The following is a 22,958-nucleotide window of genomic DNA, read 5'->3' as shown; positions in this document are numbered from 1 at the left end:
CTCACATGTGATGAGTTATGTACGGATTATATGCGTGTGTCACAGCTTAGTGGGATATTGCAGCTCAACCTTGATCAAAAAAGAGGATATGCAATGCATGAATCTCTCGCTCTTGTATTCAGATTATGACATCAATGAGGTGATCGGTGTGACGCGGCACACACTTATGTAGGACTAAGGATGTTATTTTGAGTTGTCATGTCAGGATTTGTTGTGCTTGCATGGAGAGTTTCATATAATTTGGGGAATGGTTATATGGAACAATATGGGGCAACGAGGTTGATTCAGCAATTGATTCACAGAAGAGGTGATATTAAAGTGAAACGTTTCGAAGATGAAGGGGCGTATAAATACAGCTATTATGCGGTGCTGCATCGTGGTGAACGAATTGATGTCAGCTGTCCTGAATGTGGGGGGCACGCTTATATTGAATGTTCTAATGGGGAAGTGCAATGGAAATGCAGCCAGTGCTATGCTCAAGCGGTCAAAGAAGAAGACTACGAATATACAGGCCGAGGATACTGTGCTGTATGTGAGCGTTGGATTTCTGTTGAGCTAACCGATGAGAAACAAACCTCCCATCCTCTTGTACATATTACGTGTCCACACTGTGGAGCCGTTAATCAGGCCCAGATGCACAAAAGATCAGCCAGCCGAGGTTATTATAGGGAAATTCAAAATGGCCGAGACCCCGTTTTTAACCTGGAGTTATATTTTATGGATCATGTACGGGGCAAGCAGATTTGGGCTGTAAACCGGGAGCACCTGAATTATCTGATTGCTTATGTATCAGCCGATTTGCGAGTGAAACCTGGAGGGAAACTGATCAAAACAGCTTCGCATAGCATCCCTGCGTATATTAAAGATGCCAAAAACAGAGAAACGGTCACTCGTGTACTGTCGAAAATGCAACATAAGTTCTAAGCATTACATCAGACATCGTGGGTATTAACCGAATCGGGGAGAGAGAATGCATTGAGAAAACGAATCATGTTTGGTGTTATTTTGTTTGTCATCGCCATGTTGTGTATTCCTGGATTTTTTATTATGCAGACTTACGGTGTATTTCAAAAAGAAAAGGTGTTATCCGATTATGCCATTGCTGTAGATGTGCAGGGGAAATCATATCAGACATGGCCGATTGTCAACAGCTTCACAGCGATGGATAAAAAGGGAGAGGATCGTCAGCTCTACTACCGTATTGATACGAGTGGACTTGAAAACTTGTTCCAGTTGGCGTACAGGGAGTATGAGGTTAAACCCGGAGGAGATAACCCGTTTCTGGATGGACAAGTGGAATATCTGCAATCCGGGCACAAGTATGTTCGTACCGAAAATAAATACGAGAATGCCAAAGACTTTGTTACCCTCCTGACACTGGTGGATCGTGAGGGAAAGGTCATTTACACCTATGAACAAACGGGCAAAGGTGATGACAACCTGGTAAAGTCTATCATTCATCAAGGCATGAGCCGCACAAGTAACCGTGGCTCAGGACCTGCTCGTGACCCGTATCTGAACGTTACGGCGTTGTTTCGTGAGAAGCTGCATGTGGATGTAAAGCTGACGGTGGATGAAGAGCATAAAGTGGTAACGATTCGAATGAACAAAATGGAGGAAAAATGATGAATATGTATGGTGTACTGCATGGACCGTTATACCTCGATGGGCTGACGAAAAGGGAGACCCAAGGTGTGGCTCATGAGGTGCAATGGAATGGCAAGCTTCAGGCACCTGATGGACATGATCAGTTTCATATTTTTTATTATGGTGACCTTGATGAGGATGATCTGATTCTCTGGCATGATATGACACCGTTGTTGGTTTATGCCGAACATACCGTTACAGGAGAGCGTTATCTGCTGATTGATGCGGCGGAGCAAGGCTATGATGCGATGTTGTGTGAGACGTACCCCGAGGAAGACGTGAACAACCGCCCCCTTCGACCTTATCTGGACGTTGAGGGTGAGGATACCTTTGAAGTTCATCTGACAGCGTTCTACAACGTGCCTTGGGATGAGGAGTTTGGCGAGGATGTTGAGGAGGATGGGACGTATGAGCTGATTACAGGAGAACGTGTGCATTTTAATGAGGTCAAGCGTAATGGTTATGATGCATTTGCGATCCGAATTCGTAATCGGAAAGGGATTGATACAGAAATTGTTCAGGAAGAGCTGGCCTAAGTGGTAATGGAACTGATTTTGCCTGGGGAAAGTCGGAAAATTCAACGCTAGGAGCGATTGTCGAATGTATATTGTGTCTCATCTAATTAAGCCGGTATCTATGCAAGAATTGCAGCAAGTGGAGCACAAGCACAGCATTCGTCTGCCCTCGGCCTATCAGCGTTGGATGCAGCAATATGGGGAGGGTACATATTCAGGCTGGATGAATGTGCAGCGGCCTGATCCTGAGGTTTTGAAGCCATTTGTGGAATATGATCTTTGGGAGCATATAGACGAAACGCCAATCAACCAGCAGCAGTTGCAGGAGTGTGTGTGTATCGGGACTTCGGTGGATGGAGACTTTCTGGCTGTTCATGCACAGGTGGAGGGGCTGATCTGGCTTCCACGGCATGATGAACAGATAACGCTGTGGCCTTGCGCCGATAAGTCCTTTCCCGAAATTTTGGATCAAATCTACTGTGGATATTATCAAAAGGATAAGCCTTTCAGACCTGCGTATTATGAACCATGGAATGAAATGCGGACGTATACTTTTTATCATTATACAGGTAAAGAAAACGGGCTTTCCATGAAAGAGCTGGCTGGCCTGTGCCAATCGCAGTTCGCGTGGGATCTGGTCATTGAAGACGAATATATCTGCAAGCTGTTTCGAGCATCAATCGGTGGGTATGTGCGCTTTAATTATGCCTATGAACGAGAGATTGCATTGATTTTTGAGGAAGCAGAATGTCAACAACAGGAGACAGAGGATCAGAAAATGGAAGTGCAGAAAACTCAGGACATACAGGTAATTCGGGAGATACGACAGTTCCTGCTGGCACATTATTGTACGGAAGTAAAGCAGCGAACAGAATAAGGGGGAGAAGTGGCATGAGCTGGCTTAATACAGAGATTGCTGAAAAATGGCGTATGGAGGGCATGCGGTATGCAGGCGATGTTAACACATTCGTCCGCAGCTTGCTGAAGGGTGAGCAGCCAGACGAATCCGAGCTTTCAGATGATACTCGTCATACGATCAGTGCCAAAGTAATGAAAATGGTGAAGCAGGCCAACCTTCAGGGAGAGGTGGAACGGCTTCGCAAGGAATTGCCGGCAGCAACCTGGCCGCTCAGCAATTATTTTCAAAATTCGATGCAGGCGGTTCAGGTTGCAGGTTATCTGAATGAGGGAACGATTCTCTGTAATACAGGTTTGTCGTCGAATAAGGGTCAAGTGTACACGATGGATCAGCAAGGCTGGTGGCGAAGCCCGGATGCAGCATTTGCAGGCAGTTCGCCAGATGGAAGGTACATTGCTCTCGCAAATAGCGAAGGGGTCCGTGTCATCCGTCAGCCTGACTGCAGGCTGGAAGGAGAACAGGTGGCATGGTATCACTGGAGTGAGATCCAGGAGCAGATCAGGGCCGTTTTACCCGGAATTGAATCCCTTGCGGACTCTCCCCATCCCGAATATACGTTAGAAAAGCTGATACCTGTTGACCATGGGCGGACGTTACTGCTTCAATCTGAATTGGGGATATACCTGCTGGAGCAGGCGAAGGTGACGATTCTTCATCCGGACGTGGGCGAGATTCAAGAGTACGAATATGAAGATACCCGCTTATCGATGGGGCATGCTGCTGTTTCATATGATGAACGCTGGATTGCATGGGGCAGCCAGATGAGCAGCCATACCGTTATGGATCGAAAAATGAACAAAGTAGTTCAGATTGAGCCGCAGTCCAGTTATCCGCATTGTGCAGCATTCAGCCGGGATCATCAGCATGTCTGGTTTAATGCATGTCATTTCTATAACGGGGTCACCATTCAGCTCCGATTAGCTGATATGGAGGGTCATGAAGACTCGGAAGAATGGCCGATCATGGACGAGAACGCTCGTGTATATACGATGGTTGAGATTGAAGCAGGTATGATCATTGGTGATGCTTACGGTTATTTATATTGCATCAATAATGCAGGACAGGAGCTTTGGCGGCATTTTGTCGGCTCAACGATCTATTCTCTGGCTGTATCTCCCGATCAGTCGCAGCTTGCAGTCGGAACATACGGCGGTATGCTGCATCTGCTTGATCTGTGTTCGCAAAGTATGGATGAATACGGCATAGGCACAGGCACACTGCGTGAACTGGAGCGTTATGTTTTGTGGCGTGATGAGGAGCCGCTGCGCTGGTAATATCGAATGAGAGATTTCAGGCTGGAGATGATAGGAATGGAACGCGAAGAGGCCGTTTTTTTATTAAAATGTCACGCATTCGCTTGTGATGATGTTACTCATCCTAAAGTGGAGCAAGGTTTTCTGGGCAGTCTTCGGCCCTTTCGCGGTCATTTAATCGAAGAGAACTTTCATGAGCTGATGAGCATATTACGCGTGCTGGCCCGAGAGCTTGCTCGTCCTATGTTAGATCGCGAAGTGATGGCTTGTTTGTGGAGCATTCCTCATCTGGCGAGAGCATGGGCGATTGAACCGGCAGGCATGCTTCGCAGTAATCATCTGATCTCGGACGAGCAGGTGGTTGTAATGGAGCAGTGGCTCAGTATGTTCTCGTATGCAGTCATGATTTTGGTCGAAGACGGCGGAGAGCAGGAGGCCTTCTGGGAATATGAGCAGTATGTACAAAAAAGAGGCAATACGGAAGGTGAAGGGGTATGAAGTCTGAGCTACATATGACTATGGACAGATTACGGGATGAGCTGAATCAGCTGTTGCACGATAAAATTCAGGATGAAGAGATTCGCTTGTTATATGACCAATACCTTCTGCTGGAAGGGGTGGCAGAGGAAGAACTGGAAAGGTTCGAGCAGCAGTATAATGTTCGCCTGCCTGAGGATTTTCGTGCTTTTTACCGTCATACCAATGGTAGTGGCTATGGTATGCATGTGCTGTATCCAGGGGATGCGGAGCAGGGGCGCTGTCTTCCGTTTTATCTGATGTCGCTGGAGGAGATTCAGGAGACCAAGCGATTTTTTTGTGATGTGGATGAGAGGCTGGAGGAGCACTATAAGGCTGAAGAAATTCGTGAGCTGGACCCGGAGATCAAGCCGTATTTATTCAACACCTCATGGATTCCTTTTGCTGCTATGGCTGGCGGTTCAATATATCTGCTGTTTGACTTTGATCCGGCGGTGGCAGGTACATACGGGCAGATTATTATGCATGTCCATGATCCGGATTTTGTGTATTATGCTGCTGCTTCCTTTACAGAATTGCTTCAAATGTCGAACCGCAACCTGAGCCTTCTGGATGCTATTGAATACTAAGTGCACCTTGTACATTGACATGTGGCTAGAAAAATAAAGAAGATGAAAAGGCATCACGGTAGAAGCTTAATCCATAGCTTCTGCGTGATGCCTTTTGTGGGGTTAAACGTTTGGACTTTCAGATGTTACCACTGGAAAAAACGATGACCATGGAACCCGCCGGGACCTCCAGGTCCACCGGGTCCCCCGAGACCGCCCGGCCCACCGGGTCCACCGATGTGTGGGCCGCCCGGATATCCGGGATAATGCCCCGGATATCCGCCATGCCACCACGGGCCCGGTCCTCCGATGGGATAGGGAAGCGGCAGGGGAAGAGGCACTACGGGTGGATAAGGATAAGGGTAGGGATAAGGATACGGCGGTGGTGGGGGAGGTGGCGGATAATAAGGATAAGTAACAGGCTGCTGGGTTGTTGTTGAACCCGGTACATACGACATATAACAAGCCTCCAATATCTGAATGGATGATATCAGCCTATGCGGCAAGAGCCCGGGCTGACACAGTGCAATTCAAATGTCCGAATTGGGCTCACAGAAATGGGCTATGGGCATAAGCTGAGGATATAGGTACGACCTAAACCGAGAGCGAAGGGCAGGCGTTATATTTTGTCAACCTCATATATGGACTACACCTTATCAACCACACAATTTACTTATGATCTAAGCAAAAATCCGTTCTTTAAGAAGGATGAGTATAACTACATTAACGCACTTTCAGTACAACAGCTGAACACATTAGGCAACACATCGCTGCTTGATATTTTTCTCAGTAAAGGAAATGTCGTTGAACCTCACATTCATCAAAATGCAACCGAGCTTGTTTATTGTATTAGCGGTGCAGCAGTGGTCTCTCTAATTAACCCGTTTACGAATGAATTGCTCCATTTTCCGATTACTCCGGGGCAAGCGGCCAATGTTCCGCAAGGCTGGTGGCACTATGAAGTGGCGACAGTCGATGACACACATCTGCTCGCGATTTTTGATGCACCTGTGCCTGAAGCGATATTTGGCTCCGACATTTTACGGTTGACCCCTGCCCAATTGTTGGCACACACGTATTGTCTGGACGAACAGAAAGTGCAGGAGGCACTGGCGCCCATACAGAATACGGTCATCATTGGCCCTCCGCCGAATTGCAAAACACAGACTGTCCCTGCTTCGAACCCGATGCCTAATGCTGGACCGAATATTCAGCCTAATGTGCAGCCGAACATTCCGCCCCATATCCCCCCCTACGCAAATCGTCTTCCATACTGGGGCACATGGGTTGACCCTCGTATTATTCATGAACCAGGATGCCCATATTACACCGAGCTCCCAGTGCATCAAACTTCAAATAAAGAAGCATAGGGGATCTTATTTACCTGTTTATCTACTGGGATCATCACGTTTCAGCTAAAATGAACATAGGCGTGCTATACCATTGAACGATTTAGCTCCACAGAAACGCCGAAGACTGAAAATCTGGGGATACGCACGACCCTCCAGGTTTTTTGGTCCTCGGGATTGCTCTATATAAATTCCAGCTCAAGCTGCAAAACGGTGAGCCTGCTTTGATTATGGATTCAATTTTGTATAACGCTGTCACAAACAGGATATGTCGTTTGTCTTCATGATGTAGATCAAATGATGGAGGCGAATAAAACATGAATTTACGAATGAATTACAGAGTGGTTAGTCCGGGAGCATATAAAGCGATGATGGCGATGGAGCAATATGTGTCCGGGCAATTTGAAGACAAGGTGTTGTACGAGCTGTTAAAGATTCGCGTTTCGCAGATCAATGGCTGTGCATTTTGTTTGGACATGCATGCTAAGGATTTAATGAAGCTGGGCGATTACAGTGATCATATTCTTCTACTCAGTGTTTGGCGCGAAGTGCCGATATTCACAGACAAGCAGCGTGTTATGCTTGAACTGGCGGAGGCAATCACATTAATATCAGAGCTGGGCATTTCGACTGAGCTATATACTAAAGCAGGAGAATACTTCAGCGAAAATGAAATCGTCGATCTGATCATGGCAATCAACTCCATCAATAACTGGAACCGTATAGCGATTACGACAGGTATGTACCCCGGTTGTTTTTAGCTCGATCTTTAGACGAATCAAGCCAGAGGAGGCGATATACGGTGCAATCCAAGCTTCATTCTGATCAACATAAACATACTACGCAAGTGTCTTCTCTGGATGTTGGTGCGTTGTATTTGCAATATAAAAACTATGCTTTCTCCATCGCCTACCGCATGCTGGGCAGTGTGACAGAAGCAGAGGATCTGGTGCAGGACTGCTTCACAACTCTACAAAGCATGAAAAATGAGGAAATTCATCACCCCAAAACGTACATTGGAAAAATAATGATGAATCGAAGCCTGAATGTATTAAATTCTGCCCGTAACCAACGGGAGCAATATGTTGGAGAATGGCTTCCTGAGCCGCTGGGTGTGTATGAGACGAGTGATATACCGGAGCAGGCGCTTGAGCAAAAAGAGATGATATCTTACGCTTATCTGGTCATGTTAGAGCGTCTATCTCCTATGGAACGGGCGGTTTTTGTCCTGCGTGAAGCCTTTCAGCATGACTATGCCGAGATAGCGGAATGGCTGGGAAAAACGGAAAGTAACTGTCGTCAAATCTATCGTCGTGCCAGAGGTCATCTGCCTGAGCATGCAGCGACAGCCGAGCCGACTAATGCGGATTGGAGAGTTAAGGAGCAGGTGCTTAGGCGATTCACAACGGCTTTTCTTCGGCATGATGTCTCTGCGATGCTGGAGCTGCTAACGGATGAGCCTGTGTTTACAGCGGACGGAGGCGGCGTTGTACGTACGATTATGAGAACGATGCGTGTACCCAAGGGTGTGCTTGCCATTCTTACTTCTCCACGAGTGCTGAAATCATTAAGAGAACGGGAATGGTTACCTGCCTGGATTAATGGTGAGCTGCAGCTGGTTTTGATGAAAGAAGACAGGTTGACTGAGGTGCTGTGTCTGGAGATGCATGCTTCAAGCGAGCGGATCAAGGGAATATATCTTATCGTTAATCCTGATAAACTGGTGTCAGTGCAGCCGGTGAATCGTGTTGAATGAAAAACTCACATTGTTTCCGCATCAGTTTATGGACACTCAGCCGAGTGTCCTTTTGCTTTGGCGTTTCTTTGGCAATATGGAGATGGGTTAGACAGATATGGTATGATGCTAGTAGATTGAAAAGAGGTAAATATATGTAATTATTGAAGAATGCTTTGGATTTTACAACAAGTGAGGTTGTATGCTTTGAAAAAACTAAATGGGCTGCATATGTTTATTTTTCTCAGCGCAGTCACGGTGGTTACAGTGGCCTTATACTATGTGGCGGCCGATTGGCTGAATCAGCGGTATTTCCGCTTCCTGATCTGGAATCTGTTTCTGGGCTGGCTTCCATTTATATTCTCCTCCATAACCTATGCGCTCAGCCAATTGAAATGGAAATTAGCGATATGGCTTGCGATTCCGAGTGGCATGCTGTGGCTGCTCTTTTTTCCCAATTCCTCGTATATCGTTACCGATCTGCTTCATCTATCCTCCCGAAGTTCCAGATATTTCTCTGGAAACGGTGTGAGCTTCAACTACTGGTATGATCTGAGTGTTGTGCTGATGTTTGTATGGACAGGTCTGCTGATTGGATTTTTCTCTATGTATCAGCTTCAAGGTGTAATTTATCAACGTTTGGGGCGCATGGCTTCTTGGGTTTTTGTATGGGGAGCAACAGCACTTGCCAGTTATGGCGTTTTGCTTGGGCGTGTATACCGGTTAAACAGCTGGGATGCCTTAACCAACCGCGAGACGCTTCTGCAATTGATGCATGAAAGTGTGAACCGGTCCTCCTTGGCGTTTTGTATGTTCTTCGCAACGTTTCTGATCACGATCTATCTTTCGTTATATTATTTGATTCATGCGAGAGCTTCGGGTCAGCGGTATGAACGAACCAACTAATCACAAGAAAGTGCAGGTGAATTCAATATGCTCGATCATAAGAAGGCGATGGAAAAAGTGAAAGAGGTTATGGAGCAAAATAATTTCTCAGGTGTTGTGCTGTGCAAGCAGGATGGTCAGACGTTGTTTCAATTGACACGTGGATATGCGAACCGGAGTGATGAGCTTTCGAATGATGTGAATACACGTTTTGGTATCGCTTCAGGATGTAAAATTTTCACGGCGGTAAGTATCGCTCAGTTGATTGAGCAAGGTAAGTTTTCACTTGAGTCCAGATTACAGGATGTTCTGAATGTGACTTTCCCGGCATGGGACCCGCAAATTACGGTTCATCATTTATTGACACATACTTCGGGCATACCTGATTATTTCGATGAGGAGGTTATGCATGATTTTTCGGAGCTGTGGAAAGACAGACCCGTGTACAGGATGCAACAGCCTCGGGATTTTCTGCCCCTGTTCCAGCATCTGCCGATGAAGTCGGCACCTGGGGAGCGATTCCACTATAACAATGCAGCCTTTATCGTGCTGGGTCTCATTGTGGAGCAACATACGGGCGTTCCCTTTGCCAGCTATGTGCAGGAGCATATTTTCAAACGATGCGGTATGGAGGATTCGGGTTATTTTCGGACAGATCAACTGCCACGTCATACCGCTATAGGATATATTGACGCTGAAGACGGGTCGTGGGCAAGCAATATCTTCACGATTCCTGTACAAGGTGGACCAGATGGTGGAGCATATGTGACCGCACCGGATATGATTCGTTTCTGGGATGCTCTGCAGGGGAATACGTTATTGAGTGAAGAGATGACACGTAACCTGTTAACGTCACACGCGCATGATGAAGATGAGGAACATTACGGCCTAGGCGTCTGGCTGGAGCTTGAGGCAGAGAAGACGTTTAAATGCCATGTGATGGGTTTTGATCCGGGCGTTTCATTTATGTCGGGTGTATATCCTGAGTACGGTGTGCAGCTTGTTGTGATATCCAATCAGGATTCGGGCCCATATCCAATCACGCTGGCAGTGGAGCAGATGCTGAGAACATAATAAGACCCTCACGCTTACTCGTTTCCTGGTTTAAAGTTCTGCCGAGTAAGGTGGGGGCAAGGGAGTATCTATAAGTAAATCTTCAGGAAGATCATCGGATGAAATGTGCCTAATCCCCAGAGCTGTTGCCGGAGCAGCGAGCGAGCCTCCATAGTTCAGGAACGATTAATCTTGGAAATACGTCCAGTGGGGGCTTTTCTTTTTTACGTTTATCATTGGTCAGCACAGTCACAAGCTCCAGTTCGGGAACAACGTACACATACTGCCCGCCGAATCCTCTGGCATAGTAATAATGCAGCGGGGTCTGTTGTTCTGCAGAGGTGTTCTCCAATACGAGGCTTCCGGCAATGTTCTCATTAGCGTTTGCAGGCTCGTATTGATCCACCCACCAGTGCCAGCCGTAACTTCCATGGTTAGGAGGGGGCACCGTGATGAAAGCCTGTGTGGAACGTTGAACCAGTTCGCTGGATATGAGCCTTTTCCCCTCCCACATTCCTTGCTGCAGAAAAAGTTGTCCGAATTTGAGTAAATCTGCGGGCAATAGCTTCATCCCAAACCCGCCTGTATGCACCCCCTGAGGGTCCTGCTCCCATTCATAATCGTGAATGCCGAGATGGCCGAACAGATATCGCTCCGCAAATGCTGCAACACTCATTCCTGCATGCTGCATCAGGATGGAAGACAGGATTTGGGAGACTCCTGAATTATATTCCATGTGTGTGCCCGGCTCATGACGTAAACGCTGTTCTATAGCAAAAGCAACCCAATGATCCGTTCGGGTCATTCGTGGAAACGAATTTTGCCCGCCGAATTCGTCCCAGTTAAACCCGGCTGTCATCGTAAGCAGCTGTTCCAGTGTAATTGCTGGTTTACGCGGGTCGGAATCAGATGTAAGCTGTGGGAAAAAGGCTGAGATGGGCGTGCTTGCCTCGGGCAGCAGCCCTCGATCCATGGCAATACAGATAAGCGCGGAAATCAAGCTTTTGGTACATGAATTGATTTTGGCGATCTCTGTCTCCGCCTGTATATTGCGATAATGCTTGTAAAGCATCTCACCGCGCACGCGGATCAGACAGCTCCGCAGATCGAGTTGTGGGATTGACTTTTCTAGTGTATGTTGAAGACTTGAGAGATTCATAGTGTCCTTTCTGTGTGACCAGTAAATGAAGTTGTGAATGCAGAACATGGAAATCGCTGCCACTATGTTAACATAATCATCAAGGCAGCTCAAATAAAGGGCGCTTGTTCATAACTATAATCAAAGGTGGAAAGTAGATGTTACAGCATTTATTTGGATACATACAAGCAAAGCCGGTATTTTCGGTTATTTATACTGCTATATGTACCATTGTCATTTGGCTTTATAAAGAATTTAAAATGATGAAAGAGAAGGATACTCAAAACAAACTGAATCGGGTTCAAAGGAAGCTGGACGCTCATATTAAGGTGGAGGCAGCTATCGCTCGTTATCAGGCTCGACCGGATGGCTCCGGGAATCTGGAAAATTTGTTTGAAAAGTTAGGCGAATGTGGTTCGAGCTTCTCGGAAGATATTCGGAAATTAATACAAGGGTTTTACCTGCGAAGGGACAGGGAGAGCCTGGCAACAGTTATGGTGCTTATTCAGGCAGAGATTAGCAGGGTGGACAAACAAAGAAATATGTTGGATTCTCGCGAAGTAACAGGAGATGCATTCGATTCGGTCTTTAAAATATTTAATCCTTTAAAACCCATTTTGATTATTTTTGCAATATTTTTTACGGTTCTATGGTTCGTTTCACTTGCGATTCTGGAGAATAACATATGGGATAGAGTGTATTTAGGTACTTCTTTTATAACCGTCTCACTTAGTATTATGTTTATCTTTGCAATATCTGTAGTTTGGATGGAGGGAGAACTGGTCATCAGGGAGAAATGGGATACCTTTCTCAAGCTTAGTATGATTTTATCCCCTCTTATTATGCTTCTGGACTGGAAGTTATCTATATTGTCATTACTTGCTCAGATTGTGGCAGGTATAATTATAGGCAAGAAGTTGAAATCCAGAATTGTTGTTATATGACAAGATCTCTTTCTTCACAGTGCTGTGAAGAAAGAGGCTTTTCGTGTTCTTTTTGCATATAGATGCTTCAACGGTTAGTAAAGCTTGGGTGTAGTATTAATCAGTGATTTCTCCGCATAGAGTACAACAACGAGATGTATGCCCAAGGAGGAGATGTTCATTCATGATTAATCCGATATTGCAATCCCCAAACGTGCCACTAGCCGCAGACTCCAATGCTGTTGTAAACTACCGCAGAGATCCGCAAAATTATGTCACACAGCTGTTCGGAGAACAATTGCCAACGATTGCTAATGGTTTTTTTAACGTATATCTGAGCAAGGGCATTATCGTGCAGCCTCATTGGCACACCAATGTAACAGAGATGGTTATCGTTATCAGGGGGGAGATTACTGCTTCGGTGTTTAATCCTTTCACACGCGAACGGATTACGTATCGCCTGAAGCCGGGCCAGGTCTGCGTGTTCCCAAAAGGCTGGTTTCATTGGTTTGTTGCGGAGACAGATGACGTGTACGTACTGACCATATTTGATCAGCCAACGCCTGATATCGTATTTGGCGCAGATTTTCTTGCCGCTACACCGTCTGAGGTGGCTCACCGTGCATACTGTCTGGATGAAGAGGCTTATGCCAAAGCAGTTGCGTCGATCAAAAATGATGCAATTCTCGGCCCGCCGATAGGATGTGACAGTGCGGCTTCTAATCAATCCGCGAAGGGAAAGGCTGCAACGATGCCGTTATCCACCAAGACAACGTTCCGGCCTGAATGAACTGCTAAGTCAAGCGTTATGTTCACCGTTATATAATAAAGACAAAGCCTGCGGCCATAGTAATCGGCTTGCAGGTTTTTGCTTGAATGATTAATATGGAATGGGATACCGCTCTGCAAGAGACGAGCCAGCATATTTCGTTTCTCTTCGCCGAGAAGTTACACCATAGAAAGTGAGGCAGCGTACATGTCAATGTCAGAACATGAAATGATTGAAGTCGCTTTGAGGTATGCCCCTGTTATCCTGTTTGATCGGAACGAACCGTTCTACCCTGACTTGGTGGGGGTCTCTTTGTTTGAACAGCCCGGATTATCATCCTCCTTCCGCAGAGAGATTCAATTCCCGACAGAGATCGTTCAATATGTTATCGAATATGCAATATGGTGGGATTATGAGATTGGTCACTTATATGAGATGGAACATATCTGGATTCATGTGGGACATGACGGGCAAGTAGTGGATTGCGAGGCCAGCTTTCATGGCAGAGTATTGCGAGGGATTCTAAAAGAGAAGACAAACCTGATGGGTCAGCGGGTATGCTTGTACTCTCAGCCGGGGAAACATGCGTTTTCACCGCTGCCAGTGGTGTTTGAGCTACTGCCAAATCTGTATACCGCAGCAGGTCCTGATGCAGGAGAAGCGGGTTTGCTTGTAAATGAGATGTTTGAAGCTTATTTTCAAACGAATGAGCAAATAGATCAGAAAGTGAAGGCGTATTTGCAAACGAAAGCATTTATTCCAAGTATGGAATTTGAGGAGTACATATGGAATCCTGAGATCTTTATAACGTGGGACGAGCTGTTCAGGATCATTCCGAAGCGAATTGAGAAGTGTTTGGCAGAACTAGAATAGAGGCTATAATTAATAATCAAGCTCTCTTTTCAGAGAGTTTGGTTATTTTTTTCTGAATCTCAAAATAGGTCTTTACTTTTCTTGAAGAACGTAAAAGATACAAAAATGTAAAGTTACTATGCTGAACGCTAACCAAACGCGAATAGATTTCGATTCGTATAAGACGAAAGAACTATTAAGAGGTGTGAAGAAATGTTAAGAAATATTAAGGATTATAGTACTGGTGTATATAAAAGGTAGTTCAAAAAGATTAAATAGTCGATTAGACGGGATATCTTTTGGTTCAGTGCTGATTTTCGCAAAAATGAAAATATAATGTGGAAATCAAAGGTTAATAATATAGTTGTTACGAATGATAGGGGCTTTTTATTCAAATAAATTATGCATAAAAGTGAAAAATTACAAATATTTAAATAATCTATTCAGTTTTATTACATTTCTGTCGAAATAGATCGTATACTGTCTAGGGCTCGGCCTGGGAAGGGGCTCGCAAGCTAAATATCTAACTGGACACTACAATCATTAGGAGGAGATCAAATGAAGTGGTTTGGCAACTTGAAAACAGCAACAAAAATTATATCAGCATTTTTGGTTGTGTCCTTAATTCTAGCAGCACTTGGAATATATTCTATATTCACATTAAGAAGTACGAATGAACGTATGCAAGACATGTACAACAGCAATCTGATCTCTGTCAGGGAATTATCCAGTGCTCAGATTGAGTATCAAAGAATGCGTGTTAATATCCGTGATCTTGGCACAGAAACGGATGCAACTAAGAGAAGTGACATTAGAGAAAATATTACTAAAATTCAGACATCGTTGGAAAGTCGTCTTTCCGCGTATCGTTCACTCGCAAATACGGAGCAAGAAGCTGCATTACTTACTGAACTGAATGATCAATATAACGGCTACATACAGTTGTATAACGAGGGAATTACATTGGCACTCTCAAATGATCAAGCTAAATTCATCTCATTTTTGAGAGAGTCTCTTAAACCTCCAGGTGATCAAGTCAATGCTACACTGACCAAACTTACAGAGCTCAATGTAAATCTGGCCGCAGAAGCAAATGCCAAATCCGAAGAGGCATACTCGAATGCATTTGCTGTCACCATTGTTATGGTTATTGGTTCTGTACTCTTTAGCATTCTAATCGGATATATCATCTCTCGTTCCATCTCGAGACCGCTCATGGCTATGCTCGAACTTGCAACTGAAGTAGCAAACGGCAATTTGACGCTTAAATCAGATATTTCCAGCAAGGATGAAGTGGGTCGATTGGCAGGTGCACTTAACCGTATGGTGGATAATCTGAGATTGTTAATCAACAACATTGTGATGAATTCCCAAAGTGTAGCGGCGTCCTCGGAGCAAATCTCCGCAAGTACACAGGAAATTGCAAGCACCAGCACAAGTCAATCCAGTGAAGCCGGCAACATTTCGGAACTCTTCAAGGAGCTCTCCTTGGCTATTAATTCGGTAGCGGCTAGCGCTGAGGAAGCGGCGGAACTGTCCAATGATACTGTGAAAACTGCACGTGAAGGCGGTCATGTAGTGCAAACCTCGTTGGAAGGCATGCAGGCTGTAAATACGAAGATGGCCAAGCTTGAAGAGGATTCACGTAAGATTGGCGACATTATCGAAGTCATTGACGATATCGCTGAACAAACTAACCTGCTTGCACTGAATGCTGCGATTGAAGCGGCTCGTGCCGGAGAGCAGGGCAGAGGTTTCGCTGTTGTTGCTGACGAAGTTCGCAAGCTGGCTGAACGAAGCGGTGAAGCAACGAAAGAGATTACCACCATTATTAAAGTGATGCAGGAAAATACAAGACAAAGTGTACAGGCTGTTGCAGACAGCGTGGAGCAATCTTCCAAAACGGGAGCAGCTTTCGACCAAATTATTGACATGGTGAACAACTCATCACAGAAAGTGAATGAGATTGCGGCTGCATGTGAAGAAGAAGCCGCCCAGGCTGCGGAGGTTATGAGCTCTGTGGAGTCCATCTCGGCTTCCAGTGAGGAGTCTGCGGCTGCTTCAGAGGAAACCGCGGCAACTTGTCAGTCCCTGGCACATCTGGCTGAAGAGCTGGCGCAATCCGCAGCAGCTTTCAAAACCCAGTAAATACAACGAATTGAGGGTGAAACGATGTCTTCACTTCAGAAAGAGCAATATATTGAACTGGCTGTTGGCGCAGAGACTTGTGCAATTCGCATAGAAGAGATTCATGAGATTATCAAAATGCTCAGTATCACGGATATTCCGTTCAGCCGGCCTGAAATCAAAGGTGTCATGAATTTGCGCGGTAAGGTTGTTTGTGTGATGAGTCTGCGCGGCTTGCTTGGCATGCCTGATGAACCTGAAACGAGAGCCACAAGAATTATTGTGGTTCGTTATCAGGAAGAATACATCGGCTTGATTGTTGATCGAGTCAATAAAGTGACGACCTATTCAGAGATTCATCCCCCTTCCGCAGGGCATGGACGTCACCTTGAGGCGTTCTTTCAAGGGATCGGTCAACAAGGAGACGAACTGGTGGGTATTTTGAAGCTGGATGAGATATTGGGCGGTTAGGAGGAATTCATATGATGATGGACTTGTCTGCCTACCGTGACATTTTTATCGAAGAACTGAATGATCAATTGGAACGAATGGATCAATCTTTACTTGCGCTGGAGCAATCATTTTCTGCTGAACTGGTTCAGACGTTATTCCGGTCAGCTCACACGATCAAGGGCTCGGCATCTACCATGGATTTTCGTGAATTAAGCGATTTAACTCATGAGGTGGAATTTGCACTGGAATGGGTTCGCTCCGAGAAGCCGGAAGTTACGGCAGAGCTGATTGATACACTTTTTCGTTCGCTGGATGCCATGAAGGAGCTGCGTGATCAGTATGTACGAGAGGAGCCCTATACCGATGTTCGAGCGGTTGTAGATGAGATACACGCCTTAATTCGCAAGCCTAAAATAGATGTGAAACTGCAATCTGTTTCACTGAAGCCGGTTAATGCAAACGTTGCACAAGAAGCTGTCCTGAAGGGTCAGCAATTGTATGCTGTGCAAATACTGCTTCGAGAGGATTGTTTGATGAAAGGGCCGAGATATCACATTCTCCGTAAGCGTTTGGAGGAAGGCGGCGGAACAGTGCTCTCGTGTTCTACAGAAGATATAGATCTTGATGATCCGAATAAGGATGAACAAGACGAACACTACAGACAGTTTGTCATGATCATTGCCTCGTCATTAAGTGATAACGTAATCAAAAAGTTACTTTCCGGTGATTCAGATATTCAGTCCATTGAGGTGAAGCCTTACCTGTTGCAAAGCAGTGAAGCAGCTGCCACGCTGGAGCTGTCAAAACCAGAGAATGAGATCGGTGGGAGTATGCCTGACCCCGCTTCACCTGTGAGTGAGGATAAGGCAAAGACGATGCAACCTACCGTTCGGGTAAGTGTGGAGCGTCTTGATCATCTGATGAATCTGGTAGGTGAGCTATTGATTGATCAGACATCCCTGGCTGATCTGAGCAGCTCTGGTGCCCGAAAGGATACTTCATTGCTAATTCAGAATATTGGTGGAGTATCCGATCATATGGGACGGGTAATCAAGGAATTACAGGATGGGGTCATGAAGACACGTATGCTGCCCATTGATCAATTGTTTAACCGATTTCCGAGACTGGTACGTGACTTGTCGCAGAAGCTGGGTAAAGATCTGGAGCTTGTGATTCATGGAGGAGAGACCGAGCTGGATCGGATGATTATTGAGGAGTTAAGCGATCCGTTAATCCATCTCATTCGGAATAGTGCCGATCATGGCATTGAAAGTGAGCAAGAACGTGCAGCAAACGGGAAACCAACAAAAGGTCGTATTACATTAACTTCATTTCATGAGGAAAATCATGTTGTCATCCGTTATTCGGATGATGGCCGGGGTATTGATGGTGACAAGATCAAAGCTTCTGCTTTGGCTAAAGGGATCATTAATGAAGAACAGGCTGCACGATTGAATGCTGACGAGGCTGTTCATCTGATCTTCGAGCCTGGATTTTCCACAGCTTCGACAGTAAGTGACGTATCCGGCCGAGGCGTTGGTATGGATATTGTGCGTAGCCAGATCGGAAGACTGAACGGCATCATAGATATTGATACACAGGTTGGCGTGGGCACGACCTTTACGATTCGGCTGCCACTAACCCTCGCCATTATCAAGGGACTGCTGGTAAAGGTTTCGGGTCGCGTTCTGATTCTGCCGATGTACAACGTAGCCGAAATTGTGCGAATCATGCCAACGGATATTCAGATGATTCAGGGTCAGCAATCCATTCTTAATCATGGGCGTATTGTGCCCTTTAATCGCTTGAGTGAGAAGCTGAATTATGCAAATTCGGAGCGTCGTTCCAAAACGATTCCGATCGTCATTGTTCGCTCGGTTGATAAAGTTGCAGCTTATGCGGTCGATGAGATTATCGGCAATCAGGAGGTGGTCATCAAGACACTTGGAACGTATCTTGGAGCTATGAACCATCTATCCGGGGCTACCATTCTGGGGAATGGTAAAGTTGCTCTGATTCTGGACGCATCGTATCTTGTTAGCCATTAAGTACTCACATATGCTGAGCTCTACGTATGGAAGAGGCACGTTGTGTCGTTTTCAGTGCAGTCACCAAGTCCAAAATAGTAACATAAACAGCCACAAGGTTCCCGCTAATGCGGGAATCCGGTGGCTGTTTATGTTTAATGAAAGACGGATGACTGAGTGCTACCCGGTCTGTCCCTTGAAAATCAAATCCATAAAACGATTGGCAGCCGAGGAAATCGGCATGTTGCGTTTCGTCATGATTCCTACGTGAGAAGGCGGGAGTGGTACGTCCAGCTGGATCTCGAACAGAGAGCCATTCTCCAGCTCCTTGGAAATGAATTCGCGTGTGACATAGGAGATACCCAGTCCCCGGCGAGCAAATTCAATGAGAAGATCAACACTGCCGACTTCGATCTCGGGTTTCAATGTGTAATTGTAGCTGTTGAACAACTCTGTAATTGCCATACGAACCCGGCTGTTTCTGGAGAAAAGAATAAGCTCATGCTCGAGCAGCATTTCAAGGGTGAGCACCTTCCCTTTCAACTGGGCATAACGCTCGCCAGCAACAAAGCAATCCTTGAGCTGAATGCTCTCACGAACTTCCAGCTGCGGGTCAACGATCGGCATTCGCACAACACCGAGATCAATTTTGCCTTCCTTCAGAAACGTAATGACTTCCGGCGTTGTGCCGTGACTCAAATGAAGCTTGATGTTAGGGTACTGAATGTGAAATTCCTCGATGTACGACAGCATGTAATGCTTGAACAGGGAGTCGCTGCCTCCGATCCGCAGTTCTCCGTTGTCCAGGTTTTTGAGTGCAGCCATCTTTTCTTCTGCGAGCGAGATCAGAATTTGAGATTGTTCAATATAGGAATACAGACTCGCGCCCTCCTGAGTCAATGCGACACCTTTAGAATTTCGGTAAAAGAGCGTGAGTCCAAAGCTTTCCTCCAGCTGTTTAATGGCATGACTGACGCTTGGTTGTGTAATGTACAAAGCTTTGGCGGCCTGAGTCAGACTGCCTGTTTTGGCAGCCCAATAAAAGACTTTATATAGCTCATAATTTGTTGTCATAGATATCTTCTATAGCTCCTGTGAAATATATTAATTACTTGTATAGCTATAAAACGTATTATAGTGTAACTACAACAAAGAAACCAGAGTTACTTGGAAGGAGCACGGTAAGAGATGGAACCAACTACGATTGTTTTATTTGGAGCTACTGGCGATTTAGCCAAAAGAAAAATATATCCTGCCCTATATAATCTATATCTTGAGCGTAAGCTTCCTGAAACCTTTTCCCTGATCGGCATGGGCCGCAGAGAGTGGTCAGATGAATTTTTCCAGGCTCAAGTGGAAAAATCTTTACATGAATTCTCCAGACGTCAGGGGGATCATGCTTCGATCAAATCATTTGTGAAAGCTTTCCGTTACAGTGTATTGAATATCAGCCATAAGGAAGATTATATAAAGTTACTGCACTTGGTTGAACAAAGAGAAGCCGAGCTAGGCATTCCATCCAACCGCTTGTTTTATCTTTCTGTTGGACCAGAGTTCTTCGAACCGATTGCTGAAAATATTCAGTCAAGCGGACTGGGCTCTACACAAGGCTGGAAACGTCTTGTTATTGAGAAACCGTTCGGTCATGACCTGCAATCTGCTCGTGACCTCAATCGCAAGCTGAGCGAATCGTTTACGGAAGAAGAGATTTACCGGATTGACCACTACTTGGGCAAACCGATGGTACAGAAGCTGGAGACACTCCATCAGAGCAATCCGATTATGAAGGCTCTCTGGAACAACCGTTACATCTCCAATGTGCAAATTACTGCCAATGAGACTGTAGGTGTTGAAGAACGCGCATCCTATTATGATCATGTTGGCGCTGTTCGCGATATGTTCCAGAACCATATGCTGCAATTATTGATGATGATGGCTATTCAGCTTCCGTACAACAGCACTTCCGAAAATGTGGGACAGAAGAAAAAGCACATCATGGAATCCATCCAGCCTTTGCAAAAGCAGACGGTCGGTGCAAGTATCATTCGCGGACAGTATGCTGCGGGCAGCATTCAAGGCAAATCAGTACATGCATACACGGATGAGCCTGGCGTAGCCGAGAACACGATGAATGACACATTTATTGCGGCCAAGCTGCAAATTGATGATTTCTTCTGGAGAGGTGTTCCGTTTTACATCCGTACGGGTAAAAGAATGAAGGAGAAGTCAACACGAATCGTGATTGAGTTCAAGGAGCCTTCAGGCCAAGGACACCTGATCAAGAACAACGGCTCGAAGCCAAATCTGCTTGTGATCGAGATGAGCCCGGATCAAAGCATGACGCTTCAATTGAATGCAAGTGATCCTGAAAATAAAGGTGAATTCAAGCCGGTTCACATTGATCTTGCTCCAGATCAGGGAGATCTGGCCGAGGCTTATGAGAACCTGATTCGCGATGCGCTGCATGGTGATCCAACATTTTTTGCACATTGGGATGAAGTCGAATTATCCTGGGCTTGGGTGCAGCCAATTCTGGATGCTTTTAATGAAAACCTGCTTCCGCTTCACTTGTATGCTGCCGGAAGTTATGGTCCTGCGGAATCGGATGCTATGTTGGAGGCAGATGGTCACCACTGGTGGTTTGATGAGCCGACAGAGCTGATTTCCGAGGAAGACAGCGATGTACCTATGGCAGTTAACGGCAACATCTAATTCAAAAAATACAAAATCAAACTAATCGGAGGTTATTCAGTCATGAAATTTTTTATTGATACAGCTAACGTGGAAGATATTCAAAAAGCGTATAAAATCGGCGTCTTGTCCGGTGTAACAACTAACCCTTCTCTGGTAGCTAAAGAGGGCGTGAAATTCGAGGATCGCATTGAGGAAATTCTGCGTCTTGTCCCTGAGGTTGAGTCCGTTTCGGCTGAAGTTACGCCTGATGCACTGACTGCTGAAGAGATGATCGCACAAGCCAATGAATTGATCAAAATCAACAACAACGACAAAAATATTACGATTAAACTGCCAATGACACTTGCAGGTCTGGAAGCTTGCCGCTACTTGACTAAAAAAGGTGTTAAAACAAACGTGACATTGATCTTCACTGTGAATCAGGCGCTGCTTGCAGCTCGTGCAGGTGCAACATACGTATCTCCGTTCTTGGGACGTCTCGATGACATCTCCGAAGACGGCGTGCAACTGGTAGCTAAAGTAGCTGAACTGTTCCGTACACATAACCTGGATGCACAGATCATTGCAGCATCTGTAAGACATCCGGATCACGTTACACGTGTAGCGATGGCTGGAGCACATATTGCAACAGTTCCATTCGCTGTCATTGAACAAATCTCCAAACATCCGCTCACAGATCAAGGGATGGAGAAATTTGCAGCTGACTGGAAAAAAACAGTACAATAAGCTGCGCTTGAACGAGAACGAGTTTTAACTAAAAATATATATCATTCATGGAGTATTGGGAGGACATAATGAGTAAACAACAGATTGGTGTTATTGGACTGGCAGTAATGGGTAAAAACCTTGCTTTTAACATCGAAAGCAAAGGGTTTTCTGTAGCGGTATTTAACCGTTCCCCGGAGAAAACACATGATCTTCTGAAAGAAGCAGAAGGTAAAAATCTTATCGGTACGTTCTCCATCGAAGAGTTCGTAGCATCTCTGGAATCCCCGCGCAAAATTTTGATCATGGTGCAGGCAGGTAAAGCAACCGACGCAACGATTGAGCAACTTCTTCCGCATCTGGATCAAGGGGACATCATTATTGATGGTGGTAATGCTTACTTCCCTGATACACAGCGTCGCAGCAAAGAGCTGGAAGCGAAAGGCTTCCGCTTCATTGGCGCAGGTGTATCCGGTGGTGAGGAGGGCGCTCTGAAAGGCCCGGCAATTATGCCTGGTGGTCAGGAAAGTGCTTATGAACTGGTAGAACCGATTCTGACAGCCATCTCGGCTAAAGTTGGCGACGATGCATGCAGCACGTATATCGGACCTGACGGTGCGGGACACTATGTTAAAATGGTGCACAACGGTATCGAATACGGTGACATGCAATTGATTGGTGAGGCGTACCACTTGCTCAAATCCGTATTGAACGTTTCTGTAGAGGAACTGCATGAAATCTTCACGGACTGGAACAAAGGTGAGCTTGACAGCTATCTGATCGAGATCACAGCGGACATCTTCTCCAAATACGACCCGGAAACCGGCAA

At 45.7% G+C, this 22,958-nt stretch carries 24 protein-coding genes; 21 read left to right on the top strand and 3 right to left on the bottom strand.

The features are described from left to right. The first annotated feature begins 255 nt into the window (after positions 1 to 255). The 7 genes from DFQ00_RS03220 (at position 256) to DFQ00_RS03190 (ending at position 5,440) form a co-directional block, all read left to right on the top strand. Positions 256 to 924 carry a hypothetical protein gene (locus tag DFQ00_RS03220; protein WP_244213680.1) on the top strand — a complete coding sequence of 223 codons (669 nt, stop codon included), beginning with the start codon at positions 256 to 258 and terminating at the stop codon, positions 922 to 924. Between the two features lie 51 nt (positions 925 to 975). Then, complete coding sequence (locus DFQ00_RS03215) at positions 976 to 1,626, top strand: hypothetical protein (protein WP_244213679.1); 651 nt, start codon at positions 976 to 978, stop codon at positions 1,624 to 1,626. Then, on the top strand, positions 1,626 to 2,183 hold the full coding sequence (locus DFQ00_RS03210) for a hypothetical protein (RefSeq protein ID WP_110894124.1): 558 nt from the start codon (positions 1,626 to 1,628) through the stop codon (positions 2,181 to 2,183). The genes DFQ00_RS03215 and DFQ00_RS03210 overlap by 1 nt, the downstream gene beginning before the upstream one ends. A 64-nt stretch (positions 2,184 to 2,247) precedes the next feature. Next, a complete protein-coding gene (locus tag DFQ00_RS03205; RefSeq protein ID WP_110894122.1) occupies positions 2,248 to 3,039 on the top strand; it encodes an SMI1/KNR4 family protein in 792 nt (263 codons plus the stop codon). A 14-nt stretch (positions 3,040 to 3,053) separates the two neighbouring features. After that, entirely contained in the window at positions 3,054 to 4,355 is a 1,302-nt protein-coding gene (locus DFQ00_RS03200; protein WP_110894120.1) for a hypothetical protein, read from the top strand. Between the two features lie 36 nt (positions 4,356 to 4,391). Beyond that, complete coding sequence (locus DFQ00_RS03195) at positions 4,392 to 4,832, top strand: hypothetical protein (protein WP_110894119.1); 441 nt, start codon at positions 4,392 to 4,394, stop codon at positions 4,830 to 4,832. Positions 4,833 to 4,852: 20 nt separating this feature from the next. Continuing rightward, entirely contained in the window at positions 4,853 to 5,440 is a 588-nt protein-coding gene (locus DFQ00_RS03190; protein ID WP_110895399.1) for an SMI1/KNR4 family protein, read from the top strand. A gap of 125 nt (positions 5,441 to 5,565) precedes the next feature. Here the strand turns inward: DFQ00_RS03190 and DFQ00_RS29405 are convergent, their stop codons facing one another. After that, on the bottom strand, positions 5,566 to 5,877 hold the full coding sequence (locus DFQ00_RS29405) for a hypothetical protein (protein WP_174812102.1): 312 nt from the start codon (positions 5,875 to 5,877) through the stop codon (positions 5,566 to 5,568). A gap of 168 nt (positions 5,878 to 6,045) precedes the next feature. Between DFQ00_RS29405 and DFQ00_RS03180 the strand changes: the two genes are divergently transcribed. From DFQ00_RS03180 to DFQ00_RS03160, 5 genes are all read left to right on the top strand, one after another. Beyond that, the gene (locus DFQ00_RS03180; protein WP_110894117.1) at positions 6,046 to 6,789 is read left to right on the top strand and encodes a cupin domain-containing protein; all 744 of its coding nucleotides are present in this window, start codon (positions 6,046 to 6,048) and stop codon (positions 6,787 to 6,789) included. 296 nt (positions 6,790 to 7,085) lie between these two features. After that, positions 7,086 to 7,529: a carboxymuconolactone decarboxylase family protein gene (locus DFQ00_RS03175; protein WP_110894115.1), complete on the top strand. Its 444-nt coding sequence runs from the start codon at positions 7,086 to 7,088 to the stop codon at positions 7,527 to 7,529. Between the two features lie 41 nt (positions 7,530 to 7,570). After that, positions 7,571 to 8,524: a sigma-70 family RNA polymerase sigma factor gene (locus DFQ00_RS03170; protein ID WP_244213678.1), complete on the top strand. Its 954-nt coding sequence runs from the start codon at positions 7,571 to 7,573 to the stop codon at positions 8,522 to 8,524. A gap of 186 nt (positions 8,525 to 8,710) precedes the next feature. Continuing rightward, positions 8,711 to 9,409: a DUF1361 domain-containing protein gene (locus DFQ00_RS03165; RefSeq protein WP_110894113.1), complete on the top strand. Its 699-nt coding sequence runs from the start codon at positions 8,711 to 8,713 to the stop codon at positions 9,407 to 9,409. Positions 9,410 to 9,436: 27 nt separating this feature from the next. Next, positions 9,437 to 10,462 carry a serine hydrolase domain-containing protein gene (locus DFQ00_RS03160; RefSeq protein ID WP_110894111.1) on the top strand — a complete coding sequence of 342 codons (1,026 nt, stop codon included), beginning with the start codon at positions 9,437 to 9,439 and terminating at the stop codon, positions 10,460 to 10,462. A gap of 109 nt (positions 10,463 to 10,571) precedes the next feature. Here the strand turns inward: DFQ00_RS03160 and DFQ00_RS03155 are convergent, their stop codons facing one another. Continuing rightward, on the bottom strand, positions 10,572 to 11,525 hold the full coding sequence (locus tag DFQ00_RS03155; protein ID WP_341866248.1) for a serine hydrolase domain-containing protein: 954 nt from the start codon (positions 11,523 to 11,525) through the stop codon (positions 10,572 to 10,574). Positions 11,526 to 11,737: 212 nt separating this feature from the next. Here DFQ00_RS03155 and DFQ00_RS03150 point away from each other — a divergent pair, with 212 nt between their 5' ends. The 6 genes from DFQ00_RS03150 to DFQ00_RS03125 all read left to right on the top strand — a co-directional run bounded on the left by DFQ00_RS03150 (position 11,738) and on the right by DFQ00_RS03125 (position 18,751). Next, the gene (locus tag DFQ00_RS03150) at positions 11,738 to 12,523 is read left to right on the top strand and encodes a hypothetical protein (protein ID WP_110894108.1); all 786 of its coding nucleotides are present in this window, start codon (positions 11,738 to 11,740) and stop codon (positions 12,521 to 12,523) included. A 163-nt stretch (positions 12,524 to 12,686) separates the two neighbouring features. Continuing rightward, positions 12,687 to 13,292, top strand: coding sequence for a cupin domain-containing protein (locus tag DFQ00_RS03145; protein WP_110894106.1), 606 nt, complete (start codon positions 12,687 to 12,689; stop codon positions 13,290 to 13,292). A 186-nt stretch (positions 13,293 to 13,478) separates the two neighbouring features. Beyond that, complete coding sequence (locus tag DFQ00_RS03140) at positions 13,479 to 14,144, top strand: hypothetical protein (protein ID WP_110894104.1); 666 nt, start codon at positions 13,479 to 13,481, stop codon at positions 14,142 to 14,144. A 537-nt stretch (positions 14,145 to 14,681) separates the two neighbouring features. Further along, entirely contained in the window at positions 14,682 to 16,271 is a 1,590-nt protein-coding gene (locus DFQ00_RS03135; protein ID WP_110894102.1) for a methyl-accepting chemotaxis protein, read from the top strand. A gap of 24 nt (positions 16,272 to 16,295) precedes the next feature. Then, a complete protein-coding gene (locus DFQ00_RS03130; protein WP_110894100.1) occupies positions 16,296 to 16,721 on the top strand; it encodes a chemotaxis protein CheW in 426 nt (141 codons plus the stop codon). An 11-nt stretch (positions 16,722 to 16,732) separates the two neighbouring features. Continuing rightward, a complete protein-coding gene (locus DFQ00_RS03125) occupies positions 16,733 to 18,751 on the top strand; it encodes a chemotaxis protein CheA (RefSeq protein ID WP_244213677.1) in 2,019 nt (672 codons plus the stop codon). Between the two features lie 159 nt (positions 18,752 to 18,910). Here DFQ00_RS03125 and DFQ00_RS03120 read toward each other — a convergent pair whose 3' ends face one another. Beyond that, positions 18,911 to 19,804 (bottom strand): LysR family transcriptional regulator, encoded by an 894-nt coding sequence (locus DFQ00_RS03120; RefSeq protein WP_110894098.1) that lies wholly within the window; start codon positions 19,802 to 19,804, stop codon positions 18,911 to 18,913. A 114-nt stretch (positions 19,805 to 19,918) separates the two neighbouring features. Here DFQ00_RS03120 and zwf point away from each other — a divergent pair, with 114 nt between their 5' ends. From zwf to gndA, 3 genes are all read left to right on the top strand, one after another. Further along, on the top strand, positions 19,919 to 21,442 hold the full coding sequence (gene zwf, locus DFQ00_RS03115) for a glucose-6-phosphate dehydrogenase (protein WP_110894096.1): 1,524 nt from the start codon (positions 19,919 to 19,921) through the stop codon (positions 21,440 to 21,442). A gap of 42 nt (positions 21,443 to 21,484) precedes the next feature. Then, positions 21,485 to 22,150 (top strand): fructose-6-phosphate aldolase, encoded by a 666-nt coding sequence (gene fsa / locus DFQ00_RS03110; RefSeq protein ID WP_110894094.1) that lies wholly within the window; start codon positions 21,485 to 21,487, stop codon positions 22,148 to 22,150. Between the two features lie 68 nt (positions 22,151 to 22,218). Beyond that, positions 22,219 to 22,958 (top strand): NADP-dependent phosphogluconate dehydrogenase (gene gndA, locus DFQ00_RS03105; RefSeq protein ID WP_110894092.1); only part of this gene is annotated, 740 nt, incomplete at its 3' end.

This window comes from Paenibacillus barcinonensis, assembly GCF_003217495.1.
In the GTDB taxonomy this organism is placed as follows: domain Bacteria; phylum Bacillota; class Bacilli; order Paenibacillales; family Paenibacillaceae; genus Paenibacillus; species Paenibacillus barcinonensis.
Note: the sequence above shows the minus strand (reverse complement) of the source record. Positions and strands in the feature narration are given on the sequence as shown.

Bases quoted from the DNA above. Each gene is read 5' to 3' on its own strand.
- DFQ00_RS29405 (WP_174812102.1), bottom strand. From the start codon at position 5,877: ATGTCGTATGTACCGGGTTCAACAACAACCCAGCAGCCTGTTACTTAT.
- DFQ00_RS03160 (WP_110894111.1), top strand. From the start codon at position 9,437: ATGCTCGATCATAAGAAGGCGATGGAAAAAGTGAAAGAGGTTATGGAG.
- DFQ00_RS03195 (WP_110894119.1), top strand. From the start codon at position 4,392: ATGGAACGCGAAGAGGCCGTTTTTTTATTAAAATGTCACGCATTCGCT.
- DFQ00_RS03190 (WP_110895399.1), top strand. From the start codon at position 4,853: ATGGACAGATTACGGGATGAGCTGAATCAGCTGTTGCACGATAAAATT.
- DFQ00_RS03120 (WP_110894098.1), bottom strand. From the start codon at position 19,804: ATGACAACAAATTATGAGCTATATAAAGTCTTTTATTGGGCTGCCAAA.
- DFQ00_RS03220 (WP_244213680.1), top strand. From the start codon at position 256: ATGGAACAATATGGGGCAACGAGGTTGATTCAGCAATTGATTCACAGA.
- DFQ00_RS03150 (WP_110894108.1), top strand. From the start codon at position 11,738: ATGTTACAGCATTTATTTGGATACATACAAGCAAAGCCGGTATTTTCG.
- DFQ00_RS03145 (WP_110894106.1), top strand. From the start codon at position 12,687: ATGATTAATCCGATATTGCAATCCCCAAACGTGCCACTAGCCGCAGAC.
- fsa (WP_110894094.1), top strand. From the start codon at position 21,485: ATGAAATTTTTTATTGATACAGCTAACGTGGAAGATATTCAAAAAGCG.
- zwf (WP_110894096.1), top strand. From the start codon at position 19,919: ATGGAACCAACTACGATTGTTTTATTTGGAGCTACTGGCGATTTAGCC.
- DFQ00_RS03140 (WP_110894104.1), top strand. From the start codon at position 13,479: ATGTCAATGTCAGAACATGAAATGATTGAAGTCGCTTTGAGGTATGCC.
- DFQ00_RS03210 (WP_110894124.1), top strand. From the start codon at position 1,626: ATGAATATGTATGGTGTACTGCATGGACCGTTATACCTCGATGGGCTG.
- DFQ00_RS03125 (WP_244213677.1), top strand. From the start codon at position 16,733: ATGATGATGGACTTGTCTGCCTACCGTGACATTTTTATCGAAGAACTG.
- DFQ00_RS03175 (WP_110894115.1), top strand. From the start codon at position 7,086: ATGAATTTACGAATGAATTACAGAGTGGTTAGTCCGGGAGCATATAAA.
- DFQ00_RS03205 (WP_110894122.1), top strand. From the start codon at position 2,248: ATGTATATTGTGTCTCATCTAATTAAGCCGGTATCTATGCAAGAATTG.
- DFQ00_RS03200 (WP_110894120.1), top strand. From the start codon at position 3,054: ATGAGCTGGCTTAATACAGAGATTGCTGAAAAATGGCGTATGGAGGGC.
- DFQ00_RS03130 (WP_110894100.1), top strand. From the start codon at position 16,296: ATGTCTTCACTTCAGAAAGAGCAATATATTGAACTGGCTGTTGGCGCA.
- DFQ00_RS03135 (WP_110894102.1), top strand. From the start codon at position 14,682: ATGAAGTGGTTTGGCAACTTGAAAACAGCAACAAAAATTATATCAGCA.